21 protein-coding genes, 1 tRNA gene and 1 pseudogene are annotated in these 24,864 nt (G+C 70.9%); 13 read left to right on the top strand and 10 right to left on the bottom strand.

Annotated features, from left to right (window positions below):
- Positions 1–236, top strand: a 236-nt coding sequence (locus ACFU99_RS01235; protein WP_384384006.1) for a universal stress protein, incomplete at its 5' end; no start/stop codon positions are given.
- A 26-nt stretch (positions 237–262) separates the two neighbouring features.
- Here ACFU99_RS01235 and ACFU99_RS01230 read toward each other — a convergent pair.
- A complete protein-coding gene (locus tag ACFU99_RS01230) occupies positions 263–883 on the bottom strand; it encodes a TetR family transcriptional regulator (RefSeq protein WP_384384003.1) in 621 nt (206 codons plus the stop codon).
- A 75-nt stretch (positions 884–958) separates the two neighbouring features.
- Between ACFU99_RS01230 and ACFU99_RS01225 the strand changes: the two genes are divergently transcribed.
- Both ACFU99_RS01225 and ACFU99_RS01220 read left to right on the top strand, forming a co-directional pair.
- Positions 959–1,171, top strand: coding sequence for a hypothetical protein (locus tag ACFU99_RS01225; RefSeq protein ID WP_384384000.1), 213 nt, complete (start codon positions 959–961; stop codon positions 1,169–1,171).
- Between the two features lie 3 nt (positions 1,172–1,174).
- Positions 1,175–1,507 carry a hypothetical protein gene (locus ACFU99_RS01220; RefSeq protein ID WP_384383997.1) on the top strand — a complete coding sequence of 111 codons (333 nt, stop codon included), beginning with the start codon at positions 1,175–1,177 and terminating at the stop codon, positions 1,505–1,507.
- Between the two features lie 22 nt (positions 1,508–1,529).
- Here ACFU99_RS01220 and ACFU99_RS01215 read toward each other — a convergent pair whose 3' ends face one another.
- Positions 1,530–2,480 (bottom strand): ornithine cyclodeaminase family protein, encoded by a 951-nt coding sequence (locus tag ACFU99_RS01215; RefSeq protein WP_384383994.1) that lies wholly within the window; start codon positions 2,478–2,480, stop codon positions 1,530–1,532.
- Positions 2,481–2,500: 20 nt separating this feature from the next.
- Complete coding sequence (locus ACFU99_RS01210; protein WP_384383992.1) at positions 2,501–5,914, bottom strand: molybdopterin-dependent oxidoreductase; 3,414 nt, start codon at positions 5,912–5,914, stop codon at positions 2,501–2,503.
- Positions 5,915–6,006: 92 nt separating this feature from the next.
- Between ACFU99_RS01210 and ACFU99_RS01205 the strand changes: the two genes are divergently transcribed.
- The 4 genes from ACFU99_RS01205 to ACFU99_RS01190 all read left to right on the top strand — a co-directional run bounded on the left by ACFU99_RS01205 (position 6,007) and on the right by ACFU99_RS01190 (position 10,731).
- Positions 6,007–6,702: a GntR family transcriptional regulator gene (locus ACFU99_RS01205; RefSeq protein WP_384383989.1), complete on the top strand. Its 696-nt coding sequence runs from the start codon at positions 6,007–6,009 to the stop codon at positions 6,700–6,702.
- 119 nt (positions 6,703–6,821) lie between these two features.
- The gene (locus ACFU99_RS01200) at positions 6,822–7,298 is read left to right on the top strand and encodes a hypothetical protein (RefSeq protein ID WP_384383987.1); all 477 of its coding nucleotides are present in this window, start codon (positions 6,822–6,824) and stop codon (positions 7,296–7,298) included.
- Between the two features lie 71 nt (positions 7,299–7,369).
- A complete protein-coding gene (locus ACFU99_RS01195) occupies positions 7,370–9,682 on the top strand; it encodes a hypothetical protein (protein ID WP_384383985.1) in 2,313 nt (770 codons plus the stop codon).
- 221 nt (positions 9,683–9,903) lie between these two features.
- Positions 9,904–10,731 (top strand): hypothetical protein, encoded by an 828-nt coding sequence (locus ACFU99_RS01190; protein ID WP_384383982.1) that lies wholly within the window; start codon positions 9,904–9,906, stop codon positions 10,729–10,731.
- Between the two features lie 16 nt (positions 10,732–10,747).
- Here ACFU99_RS01190 and hpaD read toward each other — a convergent pair whose 3' ends face one another.
- The 4 genes from hpaD to ACFU99_RS01170 are packed head-to-tail and all read right to left on the bottom strand — an operon-like array spanning position 10,748 to position 15,871.
- Positions 10,748–11,770: a 3,4-dihydroxyphenylacetate 2,3-dioxygenase gene (gene hpaD, locus ACFU99_RS01185; protein ID WP_384383979.1), complete on the bottom strand. Its 1,023-nt coding sequence runs from the start codon at positions 11,768–11,770 to the stop codon at positions 10,748–10,750.
- The gene (hpaE, locus tag ACFU99_RS01180) at positions 11,763–13,265 is read right to left on the bottom strand and encodes a 5-carboxymethyl-2-hydroxymuconate semialdehyde dehydrogenase (protein WP_384383976.1); all 1,503 of its coding nucleotides are present in this window, start codon (positions 13,263–13,265) and stop codon (positions 11,763–11,765) included. The genes hpaD and hpaE overlap by 8 nt, the downstream gene beginning before the upstream one ends.
- 51 nt (positions 13,266–13,316) lie before the next feature.
- Positions 13,317–14,234, bottom strand: coding sequence for a 4-hydroxy-tetrahydrodipicolinate synthase (gene dapA, locus ACFU99_RS01175; RefSeq protein ID WP_384383973.1), 918 nt, complete (start codon positions 14,232–14,234; stop codon positions 13,317–13,319).
- Entirely contained in the window at positions 14,231–15,871 is a 1,641-nt protein-coding gene (locus ACFU99_RS01170; RefSeq protein WP_384383971.1) for a fumarylacetoacetate hydrolase family protein, read from the bottom strand. The genes dapA and ACFU99_RS01170 overlap by 4 nt, the downstream gene beginning before the upstream one ends.
- 207 nt (positions 15,872–16,078) lie before the next feature.
- Here ACFU99_RS01170 and ACFU99_RS01165 point away from each other — a divergent pair, with 207 nt between their 5' ends.
- The gene (locus ACFU99_RS01165) at positions 16,079–17,122 is read left to right on the top strand and encodes a helix-turn-helix domain-containing protein (RefSeq protein ID WP_384383968.1); all 1,044 of its coding nucleotides are present in this window, start codon (positions 16,079–16,081) and stop codon (positions 17,120–17,122) included.
- 102 nt (positions 17,123–17,224) lie between these two features.
- Positions 17,225–18,763, top strand: a complete 1,539-nt coding sequence (locus tag ACFU99_RS01160; RefSeq protein ID WP_384383966.1) for an aldehyde dehydrogenase family protein — start codon at positions 17,225–17,227, stop codon at positions 18,761–18,763.
- Here ACFU99_RS01160 and ACFU99_RS01155 read toward each other — a convergent pair.
- Positions 18,735–19,661 carry a DMT family transporter gene (locus ACFU99_RS01155; RefSeq protein ID WP_384383963.1) on the bottom strand — a complete coding sequence of 309 codons (927 nt, stop codon included), beginning with the start codon at positions 19,659–19,661 and terminating at the stop codon, positions 18,735–18,737. The genes ACFU99_RS01160 and ACFU99_RS01155 overlap by 29 nt on opposite strands.
- 95 nt (positions 19,662–19,756) lie before the next feature.
- Between ACFU99_RS01155 and ACFU99_RS01150 the strand changes: the two genes are divergently transcribed.
- Positions 19,757–20,686 carry a LysR family transcriptional regulator gene (locus ACFU99_RS01150; protein ID WP_384383961.1) on the top strand — a complete coding sequence of 310 codons (930 nt, stop codon included), beginning with the start codon at positions 19,757–19,759 and terminating at the stop codon, positions 20,684–20,686.
- A 90-nt stretch (positions 20,687–20,776) separates the two neighbouring features.
- Positions 20,777–20,852: transfer RNA gene (locus ACFU99_RS01145), tRNA-Arg, on the top strand.
- Between the two features lie 68 nt (positions 20,853–20,920).
- Here the strand turns inward: ACFU99_RS01145 and ACFU99_RS01140 are convergent.
- Positions 20,921–21,178, bottom strand: a pseudogene (locus tag ACFU99_RS01140) (tyrosine-type recombinase/integrase); the annotation flags it as partial.
- A 945-nt stretch (positions 21,179–22,123) separates the two neighbouring features.
- The gene (locus ACFU99_RS01135; RefSeq protein ID WP_384383958.1) at positions 22,124–22,267 is read right to left on the bottom strand and encodes a hypothetical protein; all 144 of its coding nucleotides are present in this window, start codon (positions 22,265–22,267) and stop codon (positions 22,124–22,126) included.
- Between the two features lie 222 nt (positions 22,268–22,489).
- Between ACFU99_RS01135 and ACFU99_RS01130 the strand changes: the two genes are divergently transcribed.
- Positions 22,490–23,917: a helix-turn-helix domain-containing protein gene (locus tag ACFU99_RS01130; protein WP_384383955.1), complete on the top strand. Its 1,428-nt coding sequence runs from the start codon at positions 22,490–22,492 to the stop codon at positions 23,915–23,917.
- A 716-nt stretch (positions 23,918–24,633) separates the two neighbouring features.
- Positions 24,634–24,801 (top strand): hypothetical protein, encoded by a 168-nt coding sequence (locus tag ACFU99_RS01125; protein ID WP_384383953.1) that lies wholly within the window; start codon positions 24,634–24,636, stop codon positions 24,799–24,801.
- The last annotated feature ends 63 nt before the right edge of the window (positions 24,802–24,864 follow it).

The raw sequence follows: 24,864 nt of genomic DNA, 5'->3' as shown, positions 1-24,864 counted from the left end.
AGGTGAGCGTGCACCTCGCCCCGCACCGCGAGCGTCACCCGGAGGTCGAGGTGGAGGTCCGCGTCGAACCGGGCGACGCGGCCGGGCAGTTGGTGGACGCGTCGCGGGACGCCGATCTCGTCGTGGTCGCCCGGCGCCGCCGGCGGCTGACGATCGGTCACCATCTGGGCTCGGTGGCGCACGCGGTGCTGCTGCACTCGGCGTGCCCGGTGGCGGTGGTCCCGGACTCCGACTGACACAGCCCGAGTCCGTACGGCCCCGGCTACTCGTCGAGCCAGTGGCGGCAGCCGAGGTTGATCAGCCTCAGCTGCCGCCGTGCCCGGCCCGCGATCCGCTCCGCCTCCTCCGGCGTCGCCTCCAGGAAGGCGGACGCCGTCATCACCAGATGGTCGACGTAGAGCGAGGCGAGCATGTGCGCGTCGCGCTCGCCCCAGCCCTCCAGCTCCGCCTGGCCGGCCAGCGCCTGGGCCACCTCGTCGGCGAACCGCGCCAGCTGCTCGCCTATCGCCTCGCGCACCGCCCGTACGCCGCCGTGCCGTTCGCGCGCGACGAAGCGGACGTGGGCGGGGTGGGCGCGTACGTGCTCGGCGACGACCTCGACGGTGCGGTCGATGCGCTCCTCGGCGCCGTCCTGCTCGGCGAGGACCGAGCGGATCATCGCGTGCAGGCTGCCGAGCGCCTCCTCGACCAGCGCGACACCGAGGTCGGCCATGTCCCGGAAGTGCCGGTAGAAGGCGGCCGGGGCGACGCCGACGACGCGGGTGACCTCGCGCAGCCCGAGGCTGCTGAGGCTCTGGTCCTCCAGGAGGCGCAGGCCCGCGTCGAGGAGCGCTTGACGGGTCTTCTGCTTCTGGGCCTGCCTGACCCCGGTCGTGTGACTCATATCATTCAGTAAACAACCGTTCTCCGGATTGGGCAACGCTAGACTGAGGAAGTCAGTGAACAGTTGTGATTCCAGTTGTTCACTCACTGTTGGATCAAGGCACACCGGATCAAGGCCCCCTACCCGGAAAGGCCCGACATGATCTTCCTCGTCGCCGCATTCCTCCTGCTGGGGGTCCTCGTGGGCGCCGCGGCACACACCCCGCTGCACTTCCTGATCCCCGCCGCGGCCGCCATCGCCCTCTGGCTCCTCGTCTTCACCGTCCGCGAACGTGCAAGGGAGCGCTGACCGATGACCGTCTCAGCACCGGAACGCACCACGAGCCCGTACGACACGGCGAACGCCGGGACAGCGGCCCCCAAGCCCGCCGCCACCCGCGGCCTCCGCCGTAAGGACGCCGACAGCATGGCGGTGGCCTCCTTCGTCCTCGGCCTCGTCGGGCTGCTGGTCTTCAACCTCGTCCTCGGCCCCTGCGCCCTGGTCCTGGGGGCCCTCGCGCTGGCCCGCTCCACCCAGCGCCGCGGCCGGGCCCGGCTGGGCCTCGCCCTCGGCGCCGCCGACCTGATCGTCCTCGCGGCCCTGGTCACGGCCGACGGCACCGTCTCGTGGAGCATCGGCGGCTGACGCCTCTACAGGCTCGAACAGCTCAGGCCGACGGGGCGCTCTCCGCCGCCACCCGCTCGTACACGAGAGCCGCCGCGGACAGATCCGCCACCGCGCCGCCCACGGACTTGAACACCGTGATCTCCGCGGCGTTCTGACGCCCCTTCACCTCGCCTCGGCACAGCTCGGGGAGCGTGCCCGCGATGTCCTCGGCCCGCAGTGCGCCGGAGGCCATCGGCTGGAGCAGATCGCCCGACTCGCGCAGCGCGGTCGGCGTGTCCACGAACACGGTCCCGCGGCGCACGCACGCGTCGTCCGACTCGCGCATGGACGGCCGGAAGCTGCCGATGAGGTCGAGATGGGCGCCGGGCCGCAGCCACTCCCCCTTGATCAGCGGCTCCTCCGCGAGCGTGGCGCAGGTGATGAGGTCCGCCTCGCGCGCCGCCGCCTCCAGGTCCGCGACCGGCCGCGCCGCCATGCCGTCCGCCCGCAGCGCGCCCACGAGCGCCTCGGCCCGCTCCGGCTTCCGGTCGTACACGAGGACCGTCGACGTGCCGACCGCGCTGCGGTGCGCGGCGGCGGCCAGGCTGCCGATGTGCCCGGTGCCGACGACCAGGTGCACGTCGCTGTCGGGGCGCGCGAGGTAGCTCGCGGCCAGCGCGGACGTCGCCACGGTGCGCCGCCGGGTGAGTTCGTCGCCGTCGATGAGCGCCAGGTGCTCGCCGGTGGTCGCGTCGGCGAGGACGTACGCGGAGGACAGCGCGGGCCTGCCGAGCGCGGAGTTGGTGGGGAAGACGTCGACGAGCTTCACCCCGAGGTAGCCGCCCTCGGACCAGGCGGGCATGAGCAGCAGCGTGGCGCCGGGCGCGCCGTCGACCGCGTGGTGGTGGCGGTCGGGCGCGTGCGCGCCGCGGGCGAACCCGTCGCGCAGCGCGGGGATGAGGGCGTCGAACTCCAGGTGCCGCGCGGTCTGTTCGGCGGTGATGTTGAGCATGCGTTCTCCCGGGGGCGCGGTCAGGCGTCCAGTTCGAGGTCGGTGCGGGGGATGGCTTGGCAGGTCAGGCACGTACGGTCGGGCAGGCCGTCGCTCGGCTCGACGCGGTGCGCGACCTCGCCGGAGAGTACGGTCACGGCGCAGCTCTCGCACTGCCCGACACGGCAGCCGCTGGACAGGGCGAGCCCTTCCCGCTCGGCGACGTCCAGGAGGGTGCCGTCCGTGCCGCGCCAGGTGATCTCCCGGTCCGAGCGGGCGAAGCGCACGGTGTGCCGGGCGTCGTCGGCGACGGCGATCTCGCGGGCGGCGGCGTGGAACTTCTCGGAGAAGATCTCGAAGCGCGGCACACCGCGCGCCAGCAGGCCGTCGGTCAGGTCCGCGAGCATGTCCTCGGTCCCGCAGAGGTAGAAGCGGGCGCGGCGCTCGATGAGGTCCGGTGAGACGTCGGCGGCGCTCATCCGGCCCGTACGGTCGTACGTACGGCCCTGCTCGTCGCCGGGCAGGGGGCGGCTGTAGTGGTTGACGACGCGCAGCGCGGGCAGCCGGGCGGCGAGTTCGGCGATGCGGGCGGCGAAGGCGTGGCCTTCGGAGTTGCGGTTGCCGTAGTGCAGGACGACCTCGGGGACCGTGCCGCCGACGGCGGCCAGCGTCTCCAGGTAGCCGAGGAACGGCGTGATGCCGACGCCGGTGGCCAGCAGGACGACGGGGAGTTCGAGGTCGGTGGGGATGGCGAAGTTGCCGTCGGGGCCGGTGGCCGCGACGCGGTCGCCGACGCGCAGCCGCTCGTGCACGAGGCCGGAGAAGCTGCCGCCGGGCACGTGCCGGATCGCGACGCTGTAGCCGTCGCGGTCCCCTCCCCCTTCGGTGCGGCGCGCGGGGCCGGTGAGGGAGTAGCTGCGGTCGGCCGCGTCGGGGTGGTGCAGCGTGAGGTGGGCTCCGGCGCGGTGGCCGGGCAGCGGCCGGCCGTCCAGCGGCTCCAGCCGTACGGTCAGCACGTCCGGCGACTCGCGCTCCAGCCCGGCGACCCGGAACTCCCGGCGTCCGGCCCATTCCGTCTCGTCGTCGGCGGGGCGGATGTCGCAGGAGGCGGAGCGCATCGGGACGGAGCCGCTGACGGGGTCGGTGAACTCGTCGTCGATCAGCAGGTTGTAGTTGGCGCTCGTCCCTTCCGCCGCCTCCTGGGCCAGCACGTCGTACCCGGGCAGCCCGAGGTCGGGCGCGGACTGCCACCAGCCGTACTCGGCGACGGCGACCGAGGGGTGCAGGCTGTCGTCGATCCGGGCGCGCATGCGGATGGTGGCGTTGCGGGTGGTGAGCCGCACCCACTGGCCGTCCCGGATGCCGCGTTCGGCGGCGGCCTCCGTCGCCAGGTCCACGGTGGGATCGGGGGCGCGGCGGCGCAGGGAGGTGAGGGAACGGTGCTGGCTGTGGCAGAAGTAGCCGTTCTTGGCGCAGGTGAGCGTCAGGGGGTAGCGGCTGTCGGGGGCGGCGGGGGGATCGGTGTGGACGGGGACGGGCGAGTAGCCGTGGTCGGCGAGACGCTGCGAGTAGAGCTCGACGCGGCGGGTGGGGGTGTCGAACCCGGCGACCGTTCCGGAGTCGGTGCGCTCCGCGTACTTGCGGTACCGGGTGTCCAGCGGAAGCCGTACGCCACCGGGGTGTTGGCGCAGTTCGGCGGCGGTGAGCCCGAGGGGGGCCAGTTGGTGGTCCCAGGCCGCCTCGATGTCGCCGCCGAAGAAGTCCGCGCCCATGCCGAGCCGTCCGGCGAGGTCGAAGACGATCTCGGTGTCGGAGCGGGTCTCGCCGACGGGTTCGGCCATGCGGGGCCGCAACTGCACGTGTTCCTGGGCGCGTTGGCCCGTACCGAAACCGACCCTGATCCCTTCGTGCTCCCAGGGGCTGTTGACCGGCAGCACGATGTCGGCGAGTTCGGCGGTGGGGGTGGGGAACAGGTCGAGGTGGACGGAGAACTCCAGGGCGCGCAGGGCCTCGGCGGTCCGCCGCGGGTCGGGCTGGGACAGCAGCAGGTTGGCGCCGAAGGCGGCCATGGCCCGTACGCGGTAGGGCTCGCCGGTGGTGATGGCCGTGCACAGGTCGCGGGCGTTGACCCAGCCGTGGGCGGGCGGGCCGAGCGGGTGCTCGCGCAGCCCGAGCGCCTTGGCCCGCTGCTCGGGGGCGAGCTGCGCGAAGTCGGTGGGGGCGTTGACGGGGTGGCCCGGCAGGATGACGTTGCCGCCGGGCGCGTCGAAAGAGCCGGTGAGGGCGTAGAGGGTGGCGATGGCCCGGTCGGTCTGGGTGGCGTTGGTGTGCTGCCCGACGCCGGTCCAGGAGTGGTACGTGACCGACTCGGCCTGTCCGAGGGCGTCGGCGAACTCGCTGATCTGCCGCTCGGGCACGGTCGTCACCGCGCTGGTGCGCGCGAGCGTCCACTCGGCGGCGGCTTCCGCGTACCGCTCGAAGGCGGGCAGACACTCCACCGGCCCGCTGCGCGTGAGGACACGCCGTCGGCCGGACAGGGCGAGCCGTTCGGGGTGGTCCGTCGCGTACGCCGTGTCGCAGACGCGCGGCGCGCTCTCCGTCTCGTCCCAGGCGACGTAGCCGGCCGCGCCGGGCCGGAGGTCCTCGGCGCGCAGGAAGCGGCCGGTGTCGGCGCGTACGAGCAGGGGCCCGTTGCTCCACGCGCGCAGGAAGGCGGTGTCGTGCGTGCCGCGCTCCGTCAGCAGGCGGGCGAGGCCGAGGGCGAGGGCGGCGTCGGTGCCGGGGAGGACGCGCAGCCAGTGGTCGGCCTGGAGGGCGCTGGTGGAGCGGCGGGGGTCGACGACGGCGAGCGCCGCGCCGCGCGCCCGCGCCCGGCCGAGGGCGGTGGACTGGGCGAGCCAGGTCTTGGCGGGGTTGTGGCCCCACAGGATGGAGAGGTCGGCGGACTCGTAGTCGGGCATGGGCAGGCCGCAGCCGAAGGTGAAGGCGTGCGCGTAGTCCTTGTGCCAGTTGCAGATCTCGGTGGAGTAGCAGATGTTCGGGCTGCCGAAGAGGCGGATGAACCGCTCGATCCAGTCGATGGAGTCGGACAGCGGCGACCCGCTGGGCGAGGCCACGGCGAACGCGACCGCCTCCGCCCCGCTCACGGCGCGGATCCGGCCGAGCCGCTCGGCGGTCTCGGACAGGGCCTCCTCCCAGCCGATGGGCTGCCAGCGCGGGTCGGGGTCGGATTTGGGCGTGGTGCGGCGCAGCGGCCGGGTGAGCCTGCGGGGGCTGCGCACGATCTCGGGGGCGGCCCGGCCCTTGGGGCAGAGGGCGGCGCCGGTGGGGTGCTCGGGGTCCGGCTGTACGTCGATGAGGTCGCCGTCCCGGGTGGTGTACACGGCGCCGCAGCGGGAGCGGCACAGCGTGCAGTACCCCCGCACTCGCTGGGTTCCGCCGGGCTGCGCGCCCATAAATTACCCTTCGGTAGTCGGTTACCGGTGACCGATGATGACTCGAAGGTAGGCTGCGACCTTTACGACGACGTTGTCAAGGGAGGCGAACGGTGAACGTCGGACCGACAGCGGAAGTCACCCAGCGGCTACGCCACGTAAGCCTGCGGGAACAATGCCTGGCGGTGATCCGGCAGGCCATGGTGTCCGGCGAGATCCGCTCGGGAGACATCTACTCGGCGGCGGCGCTGGCGGCGAAGCTCGGCGTGTCGAGCAGCCCGGTGCGGGAGGCGATGCTGACCCTGGTCAACCAGGGCCTGCTGGAGCCCGTACGCAACCGCGGCTTCCGCGTCGTGGCGATGAGCGAGGCCGACCTCGACGAGATCTACGACATGCGCCTGCTCCTGGAGGTCCCCGCCACCCTCCGAGCCGCCCGCCACGCCCGCCCCGCCGACCTCGCGGAGCTCTCCTCCTTGGCCGCCGAGATCGAGTCAGCCGCCCATGACGGCGACGTGCCCGCCTTCCTCGACGCCGACCGCCGCTTCCACCTCACCCTCCTGGCCCTCTCCGGCAACCACCGCCTCACCGCCACCATCGCCAACCTCCGCGACCAGACCCGCCTCTACGGCCTCGAAAACCTCGCCGAACGCGGCCTACTCCCCGCCTGGGCCGCCGAACACCGCGACCTCCTCGCCGCGATCACCACAGGCGACGAACCCCGCCTGGAAACCCTCATACGCCACCACTTGCGGCACGTACGCGGCGAATGGGAAACGGCGGGCGGGCAAGCCGAGCCGGGCGAGCCGTAACAGTTCTGTCACCCTGGCCATCAAAACCACGGCCGGATGCGGGCAACTGCCACTCATTGATAGCTTCGTGTAGGGGCCGCCCCGGACAGGGTTGGCTTGGCGAGGAATCAGGGGGAAGCATGACATTCGCCGAAGAGTGGGACCAGTTGCGCAGCGAAGCGGCGGAGCAGAAGGAATCCCGCACCCGTATCAATGGGACGTCCTCGGAGCTCCCGCTGGTGCCGCCCGGACCAGGACTTCCTGACTTCTCCTCTTCCTCCGCGAAGAAGAAAGCCGCCGTCGCCGCGCTCCAGGACCATGTGGAGCCCGATACGAAGACTGCGGGCGCCTGCCCCGAAGAAACCTCGAAAGCCGCCGCCAAGGGGTTCAGCGGCTGGGCGACGGGTTCAGGCATCACAAAGGCGCTCGAGGGCTGGAACAACTCCGTCAAGGCGCTCCAGGGACGGCTCTCCGGCGAGAAGACAGCGCTGAGCAACGCCAATCGCCTGTTCCAGGGCAACGATCACAGCAGTTCCCTCCTGTTCGCGTCTCCTCATGGCACGGACGGTACGCAGCAACCCTACGTGCCGTATCCGTCGCGTGTTTCGCAGTACTGAGCACGGCTGATCCACGGCACTGAGGACGACCGAGAGAACTGAGTAGAACTGTGCTTACGTACCACGATGTGATGCACGCCGACCTGTCGCTCCTGACCACAGCGGCCGAGCAGTGGGACGAGTCCGCGAAGAAGTTCGAGGAAGTGAAGAGGGCCTACGACGGCCAAGTGAAGAGCGTCGGGCACGACGGCAGTTGGAACGGCACGACCGCGATCTTCGCACGCCCGAACATGGCGGAGACATCAGGGCAGTTCGCGGCCGCTCCCAAAGAAGCCCGCGCGATCGCCTCCCTGCTGCGCGACGCGCACACGCAGTTCGTCGACCTCAAGAACAAGGTGAAGTCAGCAGTAGCGGACGCCGAGACCAATGGCGGCGTCAAAATCAGCAGCGAAGGCAAGGCCGTATTCGACCCGGAGAGCGCCGACCGGATCGATCCGGCCTGGGCGCACGCCGCGCGGCTCGACGCCGGTAAGCGAGAACAGGCCGAAAGCTACTGGACGAAACACATCGAGCAGGCTGTCAGGGCCGTCGACGACGCGGACCAGGGCGTGAAGCTCGCCCTCACCACCGCCGTGCACAACACCGACGTCATGCATGGCGGACTGGCCGGATTCAACGCCTCGGCCGAGGGGGACATCGAGAAGGTGGAGGGGCGGCGCGCCGAGGAACTGGCGACCAAGCTGAACACCACCGGTCACCTCGATGCCGGGGAACGCGCCGAGATGCAGCGCCTCTTCCGGGACAACGGCCACAGCAAGGAATTCACTCAGACATTCCTGTCCGGCCTCGGCCCCAAGGGCGCCCTCACCTTCACCAACAAGCTCAACGACCTCGCCTATTTCGACGACAAGAAGAACAAGGGCGACTACCTGGCCTTGGAGAAGGGGCTCGCGACCAGCCTGGCGACGGCGACTCGGGTGCCTCGTTTCAAGGGGCCGAAGAACGAGCCGTTGAAGTTCGGTACGCCCGGCTACGAGAAGGCGTACAAGCAATGGCTGACGACGTCGGACTCCGCCTTCTACCGAGACTGGCGCTCGGGCCTGCAGAAGGCCGGCCTGGAGAAGTACGGGCTCGAAGCGGCGACCGAGAAGACGAACACCATCTCCAGGGACCACGACCAGAAGGTCCGCGGCTACCAGAGCCTGCTCACCCTGATGAAGCAGGGCGACGGCTACTCGCCGCAGTTCATGTCCGACGTCACGGACGACATGATCGCCGCCGAGCGGAAGGATCACGACGTCTGGGACCTGCACGGGGAGTTCCACGGCAAGGAGGACGGCTGGTTCGCCCATGACCCAGTGGACACGGCGTTGGGCATCATGAGCCACGATCCGGACACCACTACGGCCTACCTCGACCCCGGTTCGAGCGGCGAGGACGCCGAGCACCGTGCCAACGACCGGCTCAACTACCTGTTGCACGACCGCGACTGGAAGATCACCGACAACACCACCTGGTACGGAAACATCGAGCACCGCTCGGGCGACACCGAGGCCCCGGGCGCCCGAGAGGGCCTCGCCTCGGCGATCGAGGCCGCCAGCACCGGCCACGAGCCGGGGGCCGCCACCGGGCACCCCGGTGCTCACTCCGAGGCGCAGGCCCGCGTCATGCAGGACACCATCAGCATCCTCGATGTCGACGGCAGCGGTGATTCCATACCGCAGAATCTCCAGAAACCACTGGGCCGGGCCCTCGCGACCTATGTGCCGGACACCCACGACATCATCGTCGGCCAGAACTCGGACAAGGGCGGCAACGCCGGTCAGCCGGGAATCCATGGCTCCGGCGACAACGCGCACCTGGCCAACAACCAGGCCAGCCTGCTCCGTGTACTGCGCGGCGTCTCCGACGACGACGCCACATATGCCGCGCTCTACCACGCCGAGCGCGCATATTCGGCGGAGGTCCTCTCCGGTGGCACCCATTCCGGCAATACGCACGACAGCATCGGCGACTGGGACCACCGGGCGGCGACCATCGGCAAGGTGAACGGCGCGTACAACGCCATCGGCTCCGACATCATCCTCGACAAGCGCGACAGCGAGGTCGGCTGGGTCAATGACACGGCCCGGTACACATACCACGGAGCCGGCATTCCCATCACGATGATCCCCGTTGTCGGCGACGAGGCCCAGCGCGCCCTCGACGCGGCCACCTATGAGTGGTCGAAGGACGTCATCAATGAGAAGGAAGGCAGGGCAAGAGCGGACAACAGCGAGAACTACGCCGCCGGGCTCGACGGCACCAACAAGCTCATCGACAAATGGGCCGTTGGCCGGCATGCTGGCGAGTCCACCGCCGTGGACCGGATGAAGGACGAGGCCGAGCAGAGCTATACCTCTGGCCGGGACGCCGCCTACACCGCCCTGCGGACCCCGAAGTGACGGGGGGCAAGAGGTCGCTACCGGTGTGGAAGAAGGTCGTTTTCGCCGGGGCCGGATGTGCGCTGGTACTGGGCGGGCTCAATCTGGGCTGGAACACCAATGCGTTCGGGCCTGATGAGTTGTGTCATGGGCTGCTTCCCGCCGGGGAGATGGAGCGTGTGCTGGGGCGTTCCGGGCGGCTTGACGATGGTGGGCTCAAAAATGGGCCGGGCAAGGGGGACGTGGAATTCCGCTGTTCCGTCCGGCAGACCTCGAAGCTGCTGGGGCGCGAGGACGCACAGGTGCGGATCGGCGCCTATCAGGAGCGCGCCGACTTCGCGTTCACGTCGTCCGCGTGGCGCACTCCCGCCCGGATGTCGTACTTCTCCGGTCCCGCCACCGGCGGCGTCTCCGATTCGACCGGGTGGGTCATGCTTCCCGAGTCGTGCTGGGGGAAGTCGGGCGGCAGCCCGCTGACGGAGAAGCCGCCCGTGTACGTCATCGAGGCGAGCGCCACGGGCGCGGGAATGAAGCAGCGGGAGCTGGCCCGGTTGCTCGTCGAGACTTCCAACGCCATTTCGCATCGCGCTGGTTGCGCCCCCGGGAACGCCCCCACGGATCCGAAGCCGCTGCCCGCGGCATCGGTGCGGCCCACGGATTCCGCGAAGGCGTGCGGAATTCCGGGGCTCGCTCTGGATGCCTCGGGCGGCGCCGCGCAAGGGCGGCCCGTCGAGCGGGCGCGTTCCCTGTCCGCCGAGGCCGAGCCCGTATGGGCCTGCGATCTATTCCTGGGCGAAGACGAAAAGGAACCGCCGTACGCGAGTTTCGCCGTAGTGCGGGACAAGCCACTGGCTTCGGCCATTTCCCGGTCCTTGACCCACCACTCCCCCGAAGCCGGGGTCATGGCCTCGTGCGGCGGCGAGGACACGTACTTCACCATGAGGACGGGAGCTCGGTACGCGAAAGCCGCCGAGGCTCCCGGGTCCCGCCTCCCGGATGAGAAGGCCCTCTTCAAGAAGTTCGTGGGCGCTGCCAAGAAGCAGATGAATTGCGGGGCTTCCGCGCCGTAGCGGCTCAGCACGTCTCTCACCCCAGCCCGTCGGCCCCCACCCGTACCGCCGACTCGTCCAAGGCGGTTTCGGAGACGGGCTGTACGCGGCCGGTGAGGTCGAGGACCGGGGAGGCTTCCTTGTACCAGGATTCGATGACGGCGTTGCCCCAGAAGTCGCGGCGGCGGTCGTCGTGGACGCTCCAGCGGTAGGTCTCGTGGTCGGGGTCGCCCGTGTAGTAGTCCGTGGTGTAGAGCTCGACGCGGTGGCCGTCGGGGTCGCGGAGGTAGAGGTAGAAGGCGTTGGAGACGCCGTGCCGGCCGGGGCCGCGTTCGATGTGGTGTTCCTGGCGGAGGGCGCCCAGCAGGTCGGCGGTGCGCAGGACTTGGTGGGATTCGTGGGTGGCCATGCCGAGGTGGTGCAGGCGCGGGCCCCCGCCGCCCGTGAAGGCGACGTCGTGGACGGTCTGCTTGCGGTACATCCAGGCCGCGTACAGCTCGTGCGCGTCGCCCTCGATGGTCTCGGAGCAGCCGAACCCCAGCGCCGTGTAGTGCGCGTAGGCCGCCGGGACGTCCGGAGTGCAGATGTTGAAGTGGTCCAGGCGCGCGATCTCCGCGCCGCGCCGCAGGTCGTAGCGTTGGATGAGCCGTTCCCCGCGCTCGATCCCGTAGAAGAACTCCACGGGGAAGCCGAGCGGGTCGAGCACCCGCACCGCGTCGCCCACCCCGCGCGTCCCCTCCCCCTTCGGCACTCGCCGCACCGGCCTGCCGAGCGCCCTGAAGTACGCCTCCGCACGGTCCACGTCGGCCCCGGTCCGTACCCGGTACGCGAGGTGGTCCAGCGCCGCCGTCTCCCCCGCGCACAGCACCAGGGAGTGGTGCGTCAGCTCGTCCGTACCGCGCAGGCACAGGCAACCGTCGTCCTCGTACTGGACGTGGAGGCCCAGCACGTCCACCCAGAACCAGCGGGATCGCGCCAGGTCGGTGACGACGAGCTGGGCATAGCCGGAGCGCACCACGTCCGGCGGGGGCGGGAGTTCGCACCCGGCGGCGTCAGTCATCGTCCGTGCTCCCGAAGCGCGGCACCTTCGTATCGCCCGTCGCGACCGAGACGAGCTGCCGCTCCGTATAGAAGTCGATGCTGCTCTCGCCGCCCTCCCGCCCCACCCCGGACGCCTTGACCCCGCCGAACGGCGTGCGCAGGTCGCGGACGTTGTGGGAGTTGAGCCAGACCATGCCCGCCTCGATCGCCTGCGCCACCCGGTGCCCGCGCGCCAGGTCGGAGGTCCATACGTATCCGGCGAGGCCGTACGGGGTGTCGTTCGCCAGACGGACGGCGTCCTCCTCGTCCCGGAACGAGGTGATCGCCGCGACCGGCCCGAAGATCTCCTCCCGCCAGATCCGCATGTCCTGAGTGACGTCGGCGAAGGCGGTGGCCGCCAGGTAGTTGCCCTCCGGCAGGTGCGCGGGGCGCTCACCGCCCGCGACCAGCCGGGCGCCCTGCCTGACGCCCGCGGCCACGTACCCGAGGACCCGCTCGTAATGCTCGGTGTGGACGAGCGCGCCGATCTCCGTGGCCGGGTCGTCGGGCCGCCCGACCCGCGTCCGGTCGGCGCGCTCCGCGAACCGCGCGACGAACTCCGGATAGACCGACTCCTCCACGATGATCCGCGAACCCGCCGTACAGCGCTCCCCGTTGAGCGAGTACACCCCGAACAGCGCCCCGTCCACCGCCGCCCCCAGATCCGCGTCGGCGAAGACCACGCACGGCGACTTGCCGCCCAGCTCCATCGACAGCCCCTTGAGCCCCTCGGCCGCCGTGCGCATGATGATCCGCCCGGTGGCCGTCTCACCGGTGAAGGAGATCAGCGGTACGTCCGGGTGCCCGGCCAGCGCCGCGCCCGCCGACTCCCCGATGCCGTGCACCAGGTTGAAGACCCCGACGGGCAGCCCGGCCTCCGCCATGATCTGCGGCCACACGGACGCGGACAGCGGCGTGAACTCGGCCGGCTTCAGCACGACGGCGCACCCCGCGGCGATGGCGGGGGCCAGCTTCCAGCTCTCCAGCATGAACGGCGTGTTCCACGGCGTGATCAGCCCCGCCACCCCCACCGGCTTCCGCACGACATAGCCCACCTGCGCGGACGTGGGAAACGCCGCCTCGTGCTGCGCGTTGATCACGTCCGCGAAGTAGCGGAAGTTCTCGGCGGCGCGACGGGCCTGCCCGCGCGCCTGGGTGATGGGCAGGCCCGTGTCGAAGGACTCCAGCTCGGCCAGCCGCTCCTCCCGCGCCTCGACGGCGTCGGCGATCCGGTGCAGCACCCGGCCGCGCTCGCGAGCGCTCATCCGCGGCCACGGCCCGTGCGCGAACGCCTCCCCGGCGGCGGCCACCGCGGCGTCGACGTCGCGGGGACCGCCGGCGGCGACCTCGCAGTACGGGCGGTTGGACGCCGGATCGGCGTTGGGGAAGGTACGCCCGTCGGCGGACTCGGTGTGCGCGCCGACGATGTAGTGGCGGATCAGTTTGGGGAGGTCGGCCGGGGTTCGCAGAGTCATGACGGTCACTCTCATCGGCGTGGGGGGGGATGGCGAGTGGGCTGAGCGGCGTCAGAAGGACAGCAGGTCGGCGGCTGCCGCCCGCAGCTCCCGGATGCGCGCGACCCCCGCCTCGGTGGGCTGGATCAGCGGCGTACGGACATGGGCCGACGCCAGCAGCCCGGCGTCCGCCAGCACCCACTTGGCCGGGGCCGGATTGGTCTCCACGAAGAGCAGGTCGACCAGCGGGTGCAACCGGTAGTGCAGTTCGCGGGCGCCCTCGTGGTCACCCGCCTCCCACAGCTCGTACATCCTGGCCACCGGAGCGGGCGCGATATTGGCCAGGGCCGAGACGAAGCCCGCGCCGCCGAGCGCGAGCAGCGGCAGGCAGAGCAGCTCGATGCCGGACCACATCAGCAGTTCGCGCCCGCAGGCGTAGTACGTGCGGGAGAAGTGCTCGAAGTCCTTGGTGGTCTCCTTGACGCCGACGATGTTCTCGAAGTCGAAGAACAGCCGGGCCACGGTCTGCGGAGCGATGTCGACGGCGGTGCGCGAGGGCACGTTGTAGACGACCAGCGGCAGGTCGGGGAACTCCTCGGCGAGCGTCGCGTACCAGCGGTAGAGGGCCTCCTGCGTCGGACGCGCGTAATACGGGGTGATCACCAGCGCCGCGTCCGCGCCCAGGTCGCGGGCGGCTGCGGTCAGCTCCATCGTCTCGTCCAGCCGCGCCGAACCCGTGCCCGGCACGAACGGCGCCCGGTCGCCGATGACCTCCGCCGCCGCCTCCATGGCCGCGACACGCTCGGCGGTGCGCAGCGCACCGGGCTCGCCGGTGGAGCCGCCCAGCGAGATGCCGTGCGAGCCCGAGTCGAGCTGCCAGTTCACGAGGGTGCGCAGGCCGTCGAGGTCGAGCGCGCCGTCCTCGCCGAAGGGGGTGACGACGGGGGCTATGGAGCCCCGGATGCGGCGCGGGTCGCTGCGGAACCTCACTGTGTTGCCTCCTGCGGGCGATCGACGGGACACCGTTTGCCGTGGCGGAGCCAACGCTCGTATTCAGCCTGCCAGTTGGAGCCCAGCGGGTAGAGACCCTCGATGGCCGCGCCCTCGGCGACGCGTTCGGCGATGAACTCCTCCTGGAGCTCCTGCTCCTGGGCGTCGGCGATCAGCTCGGGCAGCAGGTGCGGCGGCAGGACGAGCACCCCGTCGGCGTCGCCCACCAGCACGTCCCCCGGCCGCACGAGGGCGTTGCCGCAGGCGATCGGCACATCCGTGTCCCAGGGGATGTGGCGGCGGCCCAGCACCGCCGGGTGCACGGAGGACGAGTAGACGGGGATGTCGAGCGCGGCGACGGCGGCGCTGTCCCGCAGCCCGCCGTCGGTGACGATGCCCGCGGCCCCGCGCCGCTGCGCGCGCAGGGCGAGGATGTCGCCGAGCGTGCCCGCGTCCGCCTCCCGCCGGGCGTCCATGACCAGGACCTCGCCGGGCCGTACGGACTCCACGGCGCGCTTCTGGGCGTTCATGCCGCCGCTGTACGCCGGGGCCAGGTCCTCGCGCAGCGGCAGATAGCGGAGGGTACGGGCCGTGCCGACGAGCTTCAGGTCGGGGCGGGTGGGGCGCGCGCCGTCGATGAAGAAGCCGTTGTAGCCGCGTTTGCGCAGTTGGGAGGCGAGGGTGGCGACGGAGATCTGGGTGAGGGCGGCGCGGTGGGGTTCGGTGAGGGCGAGGGGGATGGGGATGGGGATGGGGATGGGGATGGGGCCTTCGGGGGGATGCTCGTACGGTGCGGTACGGGCGTCCGCGACCGTACGTCCGTAAGCCGCCCCCGGATCGGCCCCAACCGTACGCCCGTAAGCAACCCCTGCATCAGCCTCGGCCGTACGTCCGTAAGCACCCCCCGCATCAGCCCCGGCCGTACGCCCGTAAGCCGCCGCCCTGTCCTCCGGCCGCAGCCGCGGCATCGCGCCGACGTCGGCCAGCGGACCGTCCGCCTCCGCGACGCGGTTGGCGAGCCGCCCGGTCGACTGCCCGTCGCCGGTGACCTCCACCGCGACCAGGTCGCCCGGCACGACGACGCCGGCCCCGCCCGGGGTGCCGGTGAGGATGACGTCGCCAGGTTCCAGGGTGATAGTGCGGGAGAGGTCGGCGATCAACTGGGCGAAGGGGAAGAGGAGATGGTCGCTGGTGTCGTCCTGCGCGGGCTCCCCGTTGACCCAGGTGCGCAGGCGGAGCCCGGCCGGGTCCAGGGCGCGGGCGTCGAGCAGCCGGGGCCCGAGGGGGGTGAACCCGTCGGCTCCCTTGGAGCGCAGGTTGGCGCCGCCGTCGGCGTGGCGCAGGTCGTACACGCCCACGTCGTTGGCGGCGGTCACCCACCGGACATGCGACCAGGCCGACTCCAGGGGCGCCTGCCGGGCCCGCTCGCCGATCACCAGCGCGATCTCGCCCTCGAAGGCCATCAGTTCGCAGCCCTGCGGCCGGATCAGCCGGTCGCCGCTGCCGGCGAGGGAGGTGGGGGGCTTGAGGAAGTAGGAGGGCCGGTCGGGGAGGCGACCGCGTTCGGCGGCGCGGCCGCGGTAGTTGAGGTGGACGGCGACGATCTTGCCGGGGGCGGAACCGAGCGGGTGGGGCATGGGGGCTCCGGGCTGTCGAGGCACCAAGCGGAAGAAGGGGGTCGGGGACAGGCCTGGGTCAGGTCGGGGACAGGCCGGGGGCGCGGCGTGTGATCCGAGTCTGCGGATGCCCGCCCGAAGCTTCTTGTCCGAGAACGCACACCCTTTGACCGGCAGCGAACGCCGCCGGCCGACTCGCCCTTGGCAACGGCGGTGCCGCCCGGCAGCATGGCCCGGGCATACACGCTGCTGGTGGGAGGCGCCGTGTCCCTGACCCTGCGCACGGCGGGCCTGTCGGCCGCCGAGCGCTTCGATTTCTGGCGCAGCGTGATCTGCGACGCGTTCGTGCCGCTGCGCGCGGATCCGGGCGCGGGCCCGTTCGAGGGCGAGCTGCACGGCGTACGGCTGGGCGAGCTCCAGGTCACGGAGATCGCCGCGACGGCGCACGCGGTGCACCGCACTCCGCGCGCCATCGCCGCCTCCACCGAGGACTATTTCAAGCTCGGCCTCCAGCTGCGCGGCTGCTGCGTGCTGAGTCAGGACGGCCGCGAGGCTCCGCTGGCGCCGGGCGACTTCGCGGTGTACGACACCACGCGCCCGTACACGCTCGCCTTCGACGACAGCTACCGCCAGCTGGTGCTGATGCTCCCCCGCCGGCTGCTGCGCATACCGCCGCGGGACGTGGCCCGGATCACGGCCGTACGCGTCCGGGGGCAGCACGGCACGGGCGCGCTGGTCTCCGCGCTGCTGCTGCGGCTGGCCGGGCATCTGGAGGAGTACGAGGGGTACGAGGGGCCCGGCGGCGTGCGGCTCGCGGACAACATCGTGGATCTGCTGGTGATGCTGGTGGCGGACCAGTTGGAGGGGGCGGGGTCCGGGGCGGCCGGCGACCGGCCGCGCCTGGCGTCCGGGCGGCGGGCGCTGCTGACGCGGATCACGGTCTTCATCGAACAGCACCTGGGTGAACCGGACTTGGGCCCCGACATGATCGCCGCCGCGCACTTCGTCTCCACGCGCTATCTGCACAAGCTGTTCCGGGCGGAGGGGAGGACGGTCTCCTCCTGGATCCGCACGCGCCGCCTGGAGCACTGCCGCCGGGATCTGAGGGACCCGTTGCAGGCGGGCCGGCCGGTGGGGGTGATCGCGTCGCGGTGGGGGTTCGTGGACGCGGCGCATTTCAGCCGGGTGTTCCGGGCGGCGTACGGGGCGAGTCCGCGCGAGTTCCGGTCGGCGGGCGATCCGGACGTGGGGTGGACGCTGCGCGGGGTGTGAGCAGCGTTGGACAAGGGCTGTTCGCTCTCGGTCAAGTACCGGACACCGCTGCCCGGAAGGGTGGGAGAGGAGGACGCCGTATTCGAACGCCGGAGGAGCCGCATGCGGGAGAAGAAGCAGACGGAGAAGCAGACGGAGAAGCCGTGGGGGAAGCGGTCGGAGATGCGGTCGGAGCAGGCGCCGGCCTCAGTGCGGGAGCTCCAGGGCCGTCTGCTGATAGCGGGCGAGTGGACGGAGGCGGCGGACGGCGCGAGGTTCGCGAGTCACGATCCGGCGAGCGGGGCGGTGACGGGATGGGTGGCCGAGGCGGGCGAGGCGGATGTGGACGCCGCGGTGACGGCGGCGCGGGTGGCGCTCACCGACCCGGCGTGGGCGGGGATCACGGCGGCCGAACGGGCGCGACTGCTGTGGCGTACGGCTGAGCTGATCGAGGAGAACGCGCGGGAGCTGGCGGAGCTGGAGACCCGCGACCAGGGCCAGCCGATCGGCGTGGCGCGGGGCGTGAGCGTGGCGGGGGCGGCGGAGCACTTCCGCTACTACGCCGGGTGGTGCACCAAGATCGAGGGCGCGGTGGCGCCGGTGACCTTCCCGGACACGGTGCACTACACGCGGCGCGAGCCGGTGGGCGTCTGTGCGCTGATCACGCCGTGGAACTTCCCGCTGATGATCGCGGCCTGGAAGATCGCACCGGCGCTGGCCTGCGGAAACACGGTGATCGTCAAACCGGCTGAGCAGACGCCGCTGACGACGCTGCGGCTGGTCGAACTGATCCGGCGGGCGGGCGTACCGGCCGGCGTGGTCAACCTGCTCACCGGCGGCCCGGAGCCGGGCCGGGCCCTGGTGGCGCACGCGGGGGTGGACAAGGTCTCGTTCACGGGGTCCACGGCCGTCGGCCGCGACATCGTCCGGGCCTGCGCGGGGAACCTCAAGCGCCCCACTCTGGAACTGGGCGGCAAGGCACCCAGCATCATCGCCGCCGACGCCGACATCGACGCGGCGGTCGAGGGCAATGTGCGCGGCGCGCTGCTCAACTCGGGCCAGGTCTGCGCCGCGTACACCCGCTTCTACGTCGACCGCAGCCGCGTGGACGAGTTCACGGCCAAGCTCGCCACGGCCGCCGCCGCCCTCCGCCTCGGCCACGGCCTGGACCCGGCCACCGAACTCGGCCCGCTGGTCAGCGCGGAGCACCTGGCCAAGGTCGACGCGGGCGTCAGATCGGGCATCGCGGAGGGCGCGGAGGTCGTCACCGGCGGCGCCCGCGCGGACGGCCCCCTGGAAGAGGGCCACTTCTACCGCCCGACCGTCTTCGCGGGCGTACGCGACGATATGTCGGTCGTACGCGACGAACTCTTCGGGCCGGTCCTGCCGGTCCTCGCCTACGACGACCCGGAGGAGCTCGGCCCGCGCGCCAACGACACCGAGTACGGCCTGGCCGCGGCCGTATGGACCAGGGACCTGACGACGGCTCACCGCATGGCGGCGGACATCCGGGCGGGCGCGGTCTTCGTCAACATGCCGCCGGTCCCGGACAGCGCGGCGCCGTGGGGCGGCTTCAAGGCGAGCGGGTGGGGCCGGGAGATGGGGAAGTACGCGCTGGACGCGTACACGGAGGTCAAGGGCGTGTGGATGCACTTGGGCTGACTTCCTGAACCCTCGGGACGGCCTCCGCCCGCCGACGACTCCGATGGATGAGGAAGACGCCGAGAACGGTGACGGCGCCGCCGGCCAGCGCGAGGGGGTGGGGCGCCTCGGAGAGCCAGACGAAGGAGACGGCGAGCGCGACGGGCGGTACGAGGTAGAGGGCGGCGGTGGAGACGGCGAGGGGCAGCCGGGCGACGGCATATCCCCAGATCACGAAGCCGAGGGCGGAGGGCAGCAGCCCCAGGAAGACGGCGGGGGCGAGGGCGGCGGCCGGGGCATGGGCCGCGGCGCGTACGGCGGCGGGCGCGAGGGGCAGCCCGAAGACCGTACCGGCGACCATGGCGTACGTGGCCACTTCGAGCCCGGTGTAGCGGCGCAGCAGGGGCTTGGTGGCGAAGTGGTAGATCCCTTGCACCACCGCGGCGGCGAGCACCACCAGCGCCCCCGCACCGAACCCGGTCGCCCCGCCGCCGCCGAGCGCCACGAGGGCACACCCCCCGATCGCGACGACGCTGCCGACGAGCACGTGGCGGGTGAGCGGTTCGGAGGCGGGGAGGAAGACGGCTGCGAGCAGCACGCTGAAGACGGGCGCGGCGGAGATCAACAGGCTGGCGGTACCGGCCTCGACGTGGACCTCGCCCCAGTTGAGGAGCGTCTGGTAGGCGGTCATTCCGGTGGCGCCGCAGAGCGCGATGAGCGGCAGATCGCCCCGCCGCGGAAGCCGTACGCGCGCGAAGGGCGCGACGGCCACGAGAGCGAGCGCGGCGACGGCGAGCCGCAGGAAGGAGAGGGCGGCGACGCCCAGCTCGTCGACGCCGACGCGGATGGCGGGGAAGGCGGAGGCCCAGAGGACGACGGTGCCGGCGAGGGCGAGGAGGCGGGGGGAGGGGGAGGTCACGGATCAAGGGTGGCGGGGAAATGAGAAAAGTTCCATTTAGCTTTAATGCAAGAACAAATAAGCCACCCTTAACGAATGCGCGTAGGCTGACGGGCATGCTAGACGTGAGACGCCTGCGGATCATTCAGCACCTGGCGATGTACGGGACGGTGGCGGCGACGGCGGAGGCGCTGCATCTGACGGCGCCGGCGGTCTCGCAGCAGCTCGCGGTGCTGGAACGCGAGGCCGGGGTCCCCGTCGTGGAGAAACAGGGCCGCACGCTGCGGCTGACGGCGGCGGGCGAACTGCTGGTGGCGCACGCGGAGGTCGTCCTCGGCGATCTGGCCGCGGCGGAGTCGGACTTGGCGGCGCTGCGCGGGGGCGGGCACGGGGTCGTACGCGTAGCGGCGTTCGCGTCGGCGGCCCGCACCCTGCTGCCGCCGACGTGGGCGGCCCTGACGGGCGACGCGAAAACGGCCGACCTCACACTGCACCTGACGGAACAGGAACCGGAGGAATCACTGGAGGCGCTGCGCAGAAGGGAAACGGACCTGGCGGTCGTACACGGCTATACGGTCCTCCCCCGCGACTTCCCGACGGGGTACGAGCAGTCGTGGCTGATGGACGACCCGGTGTTGCTGGCACTGCACCCGGACGACGCGGCGGGCCGGGGCCTGGGACCGGGCGAACCAGCCGACCTGTCCGGACTGGCGGACGCCTCGTGGCTGACGCCGAGCCCGGAGGCGTCGTGCTACGAGATGATCCAGCGGACGTGCGGGGCGGCGGGCTTCGTACCGGACATCCGGGCGCGCAGCAGCGACTTCTCGGTACTGACGGCACTGGTGGCGGCGGGCGCGGGCGTGGCACTGCTCCCCCGCCTGGCCCTGCCCGAGGCCCACGCCCCGCTGAGCCTCCACCCCCTGACCCGCCCCGTAACCCGCACCATCTTCACCACCACCCGCCCCGGCACCTCCCGCCGCCCCGACATCCGCCACGTGACCCGCCTCCTCCAACAGACAGCAGCAACCCACCCCCACACCCCCTGACCCCACACCATCGAACCCCGCCCACCGCATCCGCTACCCTGTCAGTGGTCGAAACGGCCCCCGCGTGCCCACCACACGGCCCGTCCGCCCGCCTCCGTAGCTCAGGGGATAGAGCACCGCTCTCCTAAAGCGGGTGTCGCAGGTTCGAATCCTGCCGGGGGCACCAGCGCAAACGCCCCGGAGCGATCAAGCTCCGGGGCGTTTGACATCCACTTCTGACATCAACGGCGGCGGTCACTCACGGTCGGGCCGCCTTTTGAGCAGCCGGTCCATGTGGTTGATGGCCTCGCGTTGGGTGTCCTGCACGACGTGCGTGTACACGTCCATGGTGATGCTGATCTGCGAGTGCCCAAGGATCTCCATCACGACGCGGGGAGCCACCCCGGCGGCGGTCAGGAGGGTGGCGCAGCCGTGCCGGGCGTCGTGGAGCCGGATCACGCGGAGGCCGGCGGACTCGGCGACGCGGGTGAAGGAGCGGTAGACGGGGTCAGGGGCGGGCTGCAACGGCACACGGCCGCCGGCACCGAGCTGCGGTGCGTGGAGTCGGCATACCTCGCGCAACAGGTCCAGGCACTGCGCTCATGCTTCGGCGGTTGCCGCCGAGGTAGGCGGGTACTCATCGTGCACCGGACGGACCCGCTGGACGCCGGAGGCGGCGAGTCGCGGGTAGGACGCCAGTGCCTGTTCGACCAGGAGCCGCCGCACGCTGCCGCGCGCGGGAAGCCGACTACCTCACCCCCGAGCAAGCCTGCAACCTCCCGGACGCCGATCCTCGCTCGGAGAGCTACGTTGTCGAGTTGCTGCCCGAGCGGACCGACGGCAGGGGGATCCGCGTGGTGTAGCGCTACTCGCAGGATATCGACGCTGCGCTCGTCCTTTGGCCGCTCGCCGGACCCAGACCCTGCCGAAACCAGGCAGGCCGCGGCCCCTACTAACTGAAGACACCGAAGATGAGAAACACCAGCAGCAAGAACATCAGGAAGCCCCCTCCCCCGGCGGCCGCGGCCCGGGGACCGCTGAGCCGACGGGAGTGCGGCCGGATGTAGAAGCCGTTGCGGTAGTGCCCCCGCACATGGGTCGTCGCCCCTGGCGGAACCGGCTGCCGGCGGACGGGCGGCTTGGGCGCGGTACGGGGCGGGGGGACCCTGCGGGCGGCGGAGGGGCCAGCCGGCCGGGTCCTGCGACGGTGCGGCCGGACGTAGGAACCGTTCTTCCGATAGTGGCCACGGACGTTTGTCACGACGAGTCCTCACGGCAGTCGGGGAGGAGCGGAGAAGTGCCCGCGCCGGGCATACTCACGACGGTAACCCCCGACACTGACACTCGGGGTAGATCAACTGGACCTGTGGGCAGTCGCGTTGGTGTACGAGGGAGGGCCGAGGAGGCGCAGACTGTCTACGCCCCCTTCTCCCGCTCTAGGCGGGCCTGCGGAGCGATTCACCGCAGGAGGACGTGGAGAAGGCCGACGACAGCCACTCCGACCAGGAGCGCCACCCCGACGGCCGGGTGGAGGAAGGCGACGTACGCGCTGAAGCCGCCCGCCAGCAGCAACACGGCGGTGCGGGTGTCGAGACCGTTCATGCGGGAACTCCCGGGATACGAGGGGCGAGAACGCGGTTGTCCGCGTCGGTCCGCACCGTGCCGCAGGCGAGGGTTAGCCGCGCAACTTCCTGCCAGCGCCCGTATCTGCGACCTGAGCGATCCAACTAAGGTCGATGGAACAGCGCCACGCACTTGTTGCGGCAGAGAGCAACGTGACCTTGCGGAACCGGAAGCATCTTGCGAGCAGCAAGAGGGGGCCATGTGACGGAGCAGTTACCTGCGCAGGAGGGCGTGTCACGGGGTCGGGCACTGGCGCCACTGAGCGCCGACCTTGGGGCAGAGGAGAAAGCCTTCGCAAATCACCTTCGAGACCTGCGAGAGCTGGCCGGGAAGACCTCCGTCGAATTGGCCACGGAGCTCGGGGTGGATGCCACCCGGCTCTCGCGTTACCTGTCCGGTCGAAGCCTGCCGGAACCGCAGCTCCTCACCCGGTTCCACCACCTACTGGCAGGCCAGGACGCGGACACTCCCGTCTGGGAAGCGGCGCAGCAGAGCCGCGCCCTGCTGTATACCGCAGCCCGGTCCAAGGGGCCGCTGTCCGCTCGTGCTTACGAAGTCGCGGAATTGCAGGAGAAGGTGCAGGCGCAGCAGGCCGCAACGGCCAGTTCCCTGACCGCCCTCCAGGGCGAGCTGCAGGGCGAGCGTGACCGCCGGTACCGCGCCGAGCACGAGATCGACCGGCTGCGGCAGGCCGGCGTGGCCGACCTTGAGGAGCAGGTGCGGCGACTGGAGGCGGAACGAGACAGCGCACTGCAGCGGGCCGCCGAGTTGGAAGACCTGCTCTCCCAGACCGTCGCCCTACTCCACCTCCAGCAGCGCGACGCCCAGCACGCGGAGGAGATGGCTGCCGAAACCCAGCATGCACTGGACCACTGGGAACACGGTGTAGAGCCTCCGAAACAGCGCCGGAAGTTCGACCCAACAAGACTGGACGCCGTGGAGATCGTCGAGAAGCTGGATGACCTGCGCGATGCCGATCGGGACGAAGAGGCAGACGGCCTGCTCGCCGATGTTGCTCAAGGCCACGATCCGGCAGTCGTTGCCGACCTGCACTATGCGCTTAAAGAGGCTGGGCGGCGGGGCGATAGGGCGAAATTGCTGGAAGCAGCCGCACTGCATTGCCCGGGGCCGCACCTGCGCCGCTTGGCATTGGCAGTGCACAGGCCCGGCGGCCACTTCGACACAGGAGGCTTCCGGTTCAGCGTTCCTCCTGTGCCGCTCGGCGATTCGCTGCTGCCCGTAGTGGGCCGGCTCAGCCCCCTCAACACGATCCTCCGACTCGCGGTAGCTTTCGTACAGCGCTCTGAGAGCCAGCAACTGGAGGACCTGGCCTTCTTCGCGGCAGCCCGCTCCAGAGAAGATCAACAAGTTCTTCGTGATGCCGGACTACCAGTCGCCCAGTGGCATATGGAATACCGGCCACCGCGACGTCCTGTGCTGCACCTCCGAGACTGCGAAACTGTCATGTCCAACCACGATGAACAGTGGCTGATGACCACAATGGGGGTGACCAAGCCGGAAGCCCGAAGGCAGGGAGCCAAGTACAGCGTCCGCCTATGCCTGAAGTGTCGCCCCTTCCTGGAACTCGACGCCGAGATCAAACTGGATGGCGTGGCCATCGACGGGTGAACGTCGTGCAGCGAGCTGGAGCAGGTTCTGCGCCGTCAGCGGCCTGGGCGCCTCCCCTCCGGCTCAAAAGCCACGACCAGATCGTCGTTGCCAAGCAGGGCGAATGGGCCCCGCACTCCAAGGTCCTCGGCCTCGCTGTCCCATTCGCCGGGCCGCCAGACGGGCTGGATCCGCTCACGTAGCCACGCGGTCCACTGGCACTCATCCAGGCCCGGGTGCTGTCGCTGCGCAGACGGACGCGGCCAGGGGCGCAACTCCTCCGTGGCCACACGAATGCTGTCGTCCGGCTGAGCACTTCACCAGTGGTGGTGAAGGTCGCACGCCGAGGCACCAAACCGGAGACCGTGCAGCGAACCGTGGACTTCGTCCGCTGGCTCATGGAGAGCGGGTTCCCCACCGTGGCCTTGCACCCCGTACAACAGCCGGTCGACGTCACCGACCACTCCGTCACCTTCTGGACCTACCTCCCCCAGCCCGACCGCCCCGTCGCGGCCTCGCAGATCGCCAAGCCCCTATGTCCTGCACACCTTTTCCGCTCCGCCAGTCCAACTGCCGCAGCACGGCAACATCGCAGCCATCCGAGCCTCCATCGCCGCCATCACCTCACCCCATCGCCATGATCCAGTTGGGACCTCGTCACCATCGAGGTCCACTGCCGCCGATTCGGATACGGTCGCGCGCACTACCAGGAGTTCGCCGACACGTATGGATTCGATGTGTCTGACTGGCCCGGCTTCCGGACGCTGCGCGATATACGCGAACTGCGGATGATCACCACCAACGCGAAGAAGGCGCTGCACAACCCAGGGAGCCTGGAAGAGGTGGAACGCCGCATCGATGGCCTCCGACGGGAAGACGTTGCACTGCAATGGCGCATCCTTTAGCTGCTGTGAACGTTGCCCGAGGCGTCCGTATCGCCACGCTTCGACCTTCGGGATACGGAGGCG

Source organism: Streptomyces sp. NPDC057654 (genome assembly GCF_042800135.1).
GTDB lineage: Bacteria > Actinomycetota > Actinomycetes > Streptomycetales > Streptomycetaceae > Streptomyces.
Note: the sequence above shows the minus strand (reverse complement) of the source record. Positions and strands in the feature narration are given on the sequence as shown.

What these genes read in the sequence shown, in the direction of transcription:
- ACFU99_RS01230 (WP_384384003.1), bottom strand. Translation starts at nt 883, where the DNA reads ATGAGTCACACGACCGGGGTCAGGCAGGCCCAGAAGCAGAAGACCCGT.
- ACFU99_RS01200 (WP_384383987.1), top strand. Translation starts at nt 6,822, where the DNA reads ATGACATTCGCCGAAGAGTGGGACCAGTTGCGCAGCGAAGCGGCGGAG.
- hpaE (WP_384383976.1), bottom strand. Translation starts at nt 13,265, where the DNA reads ATGACTCTGCGAACCCCGGCCGACCTCCCCAAACTGATCCGCCACTAC.
- ACFU99_RS01220 (WP_384383997.1), top strand. Translation starts at nt 1,175, where the DNA reads ATGACCGTCTCAGCACCGGAACGCACCACGAGCCCGTACGACACGGCG.
- ACFU99_RS01160 (WP_384383966.1), top strand. Translation starts at nt 17,225, where the DNA reads ATGCGGGAGAAGAAGCAGACGGAGAAGCAGACGGAGAAGCCGTGGGGG.
- hpaD (WP_384383979.1), bottom strand. Translation starts at nt 11,770, where the DNA reads ATGACTGACGCCGCCGGGTGCGAACTCCCGCCCCCGCCGGACGTGGTG.
- ACFU99_RS01150 (WP_384383961.1), top strand. Translation starts at nt 19,757, where the DNA reads ATGCTAGACGTGAGACGCCTGCGGATCATTCAGCACCTGGCGATGTAC.
- ACFU99_RS01210 (WP_384383992.1), bottom strand. Translation starts at nt 5,914, where the DNA reads ATGGGCGCGCAGCCCGGCGGAACCCAGCGAGTGCGGGGGTACTGCACG.
- ACFU99_RS01195 (WP_384383985.1), top strand. Translation starts at nt 7,370, where the DNA reads ATGCACGCCGACCTGTCGCTCCTGACCACAGCGGCCGAGCAGTGGGAC.
- ACFU99_RS01170 (WP_384383971.1), bottom strand. Translation starts at nt 15,871, where the DNA reads ATGCCCCACCCGCTCGGTTCCGCCCCCGGCAAGATCGTCGCCGTCCAC.
- ACFU99_RS01215 (WP_384383994.1), bottom strand. Translation starts at nt 2,480, where the DNA reads ATGCTCAACATCACCGCCGAACAGACCGCGCGGCACCTGGAGTTCGAC.
- ACFU99_RS01165 (WP_384383968.1), top strand. Translation starts at nt 16,079, where the DNA reads ATGGCCCGGGCATACACGCTGCTGGTGGGAGGCGCCGTGTCCCTGACC.
- ACFU99_RS01135 (WP_384383958.1), bottom strand. Translation starts at nt 22,267, where the DNA reads ATGAACGGTCTCGACACCCGCACCGCCGTGTTGCTGCTGGCGGGCGGC.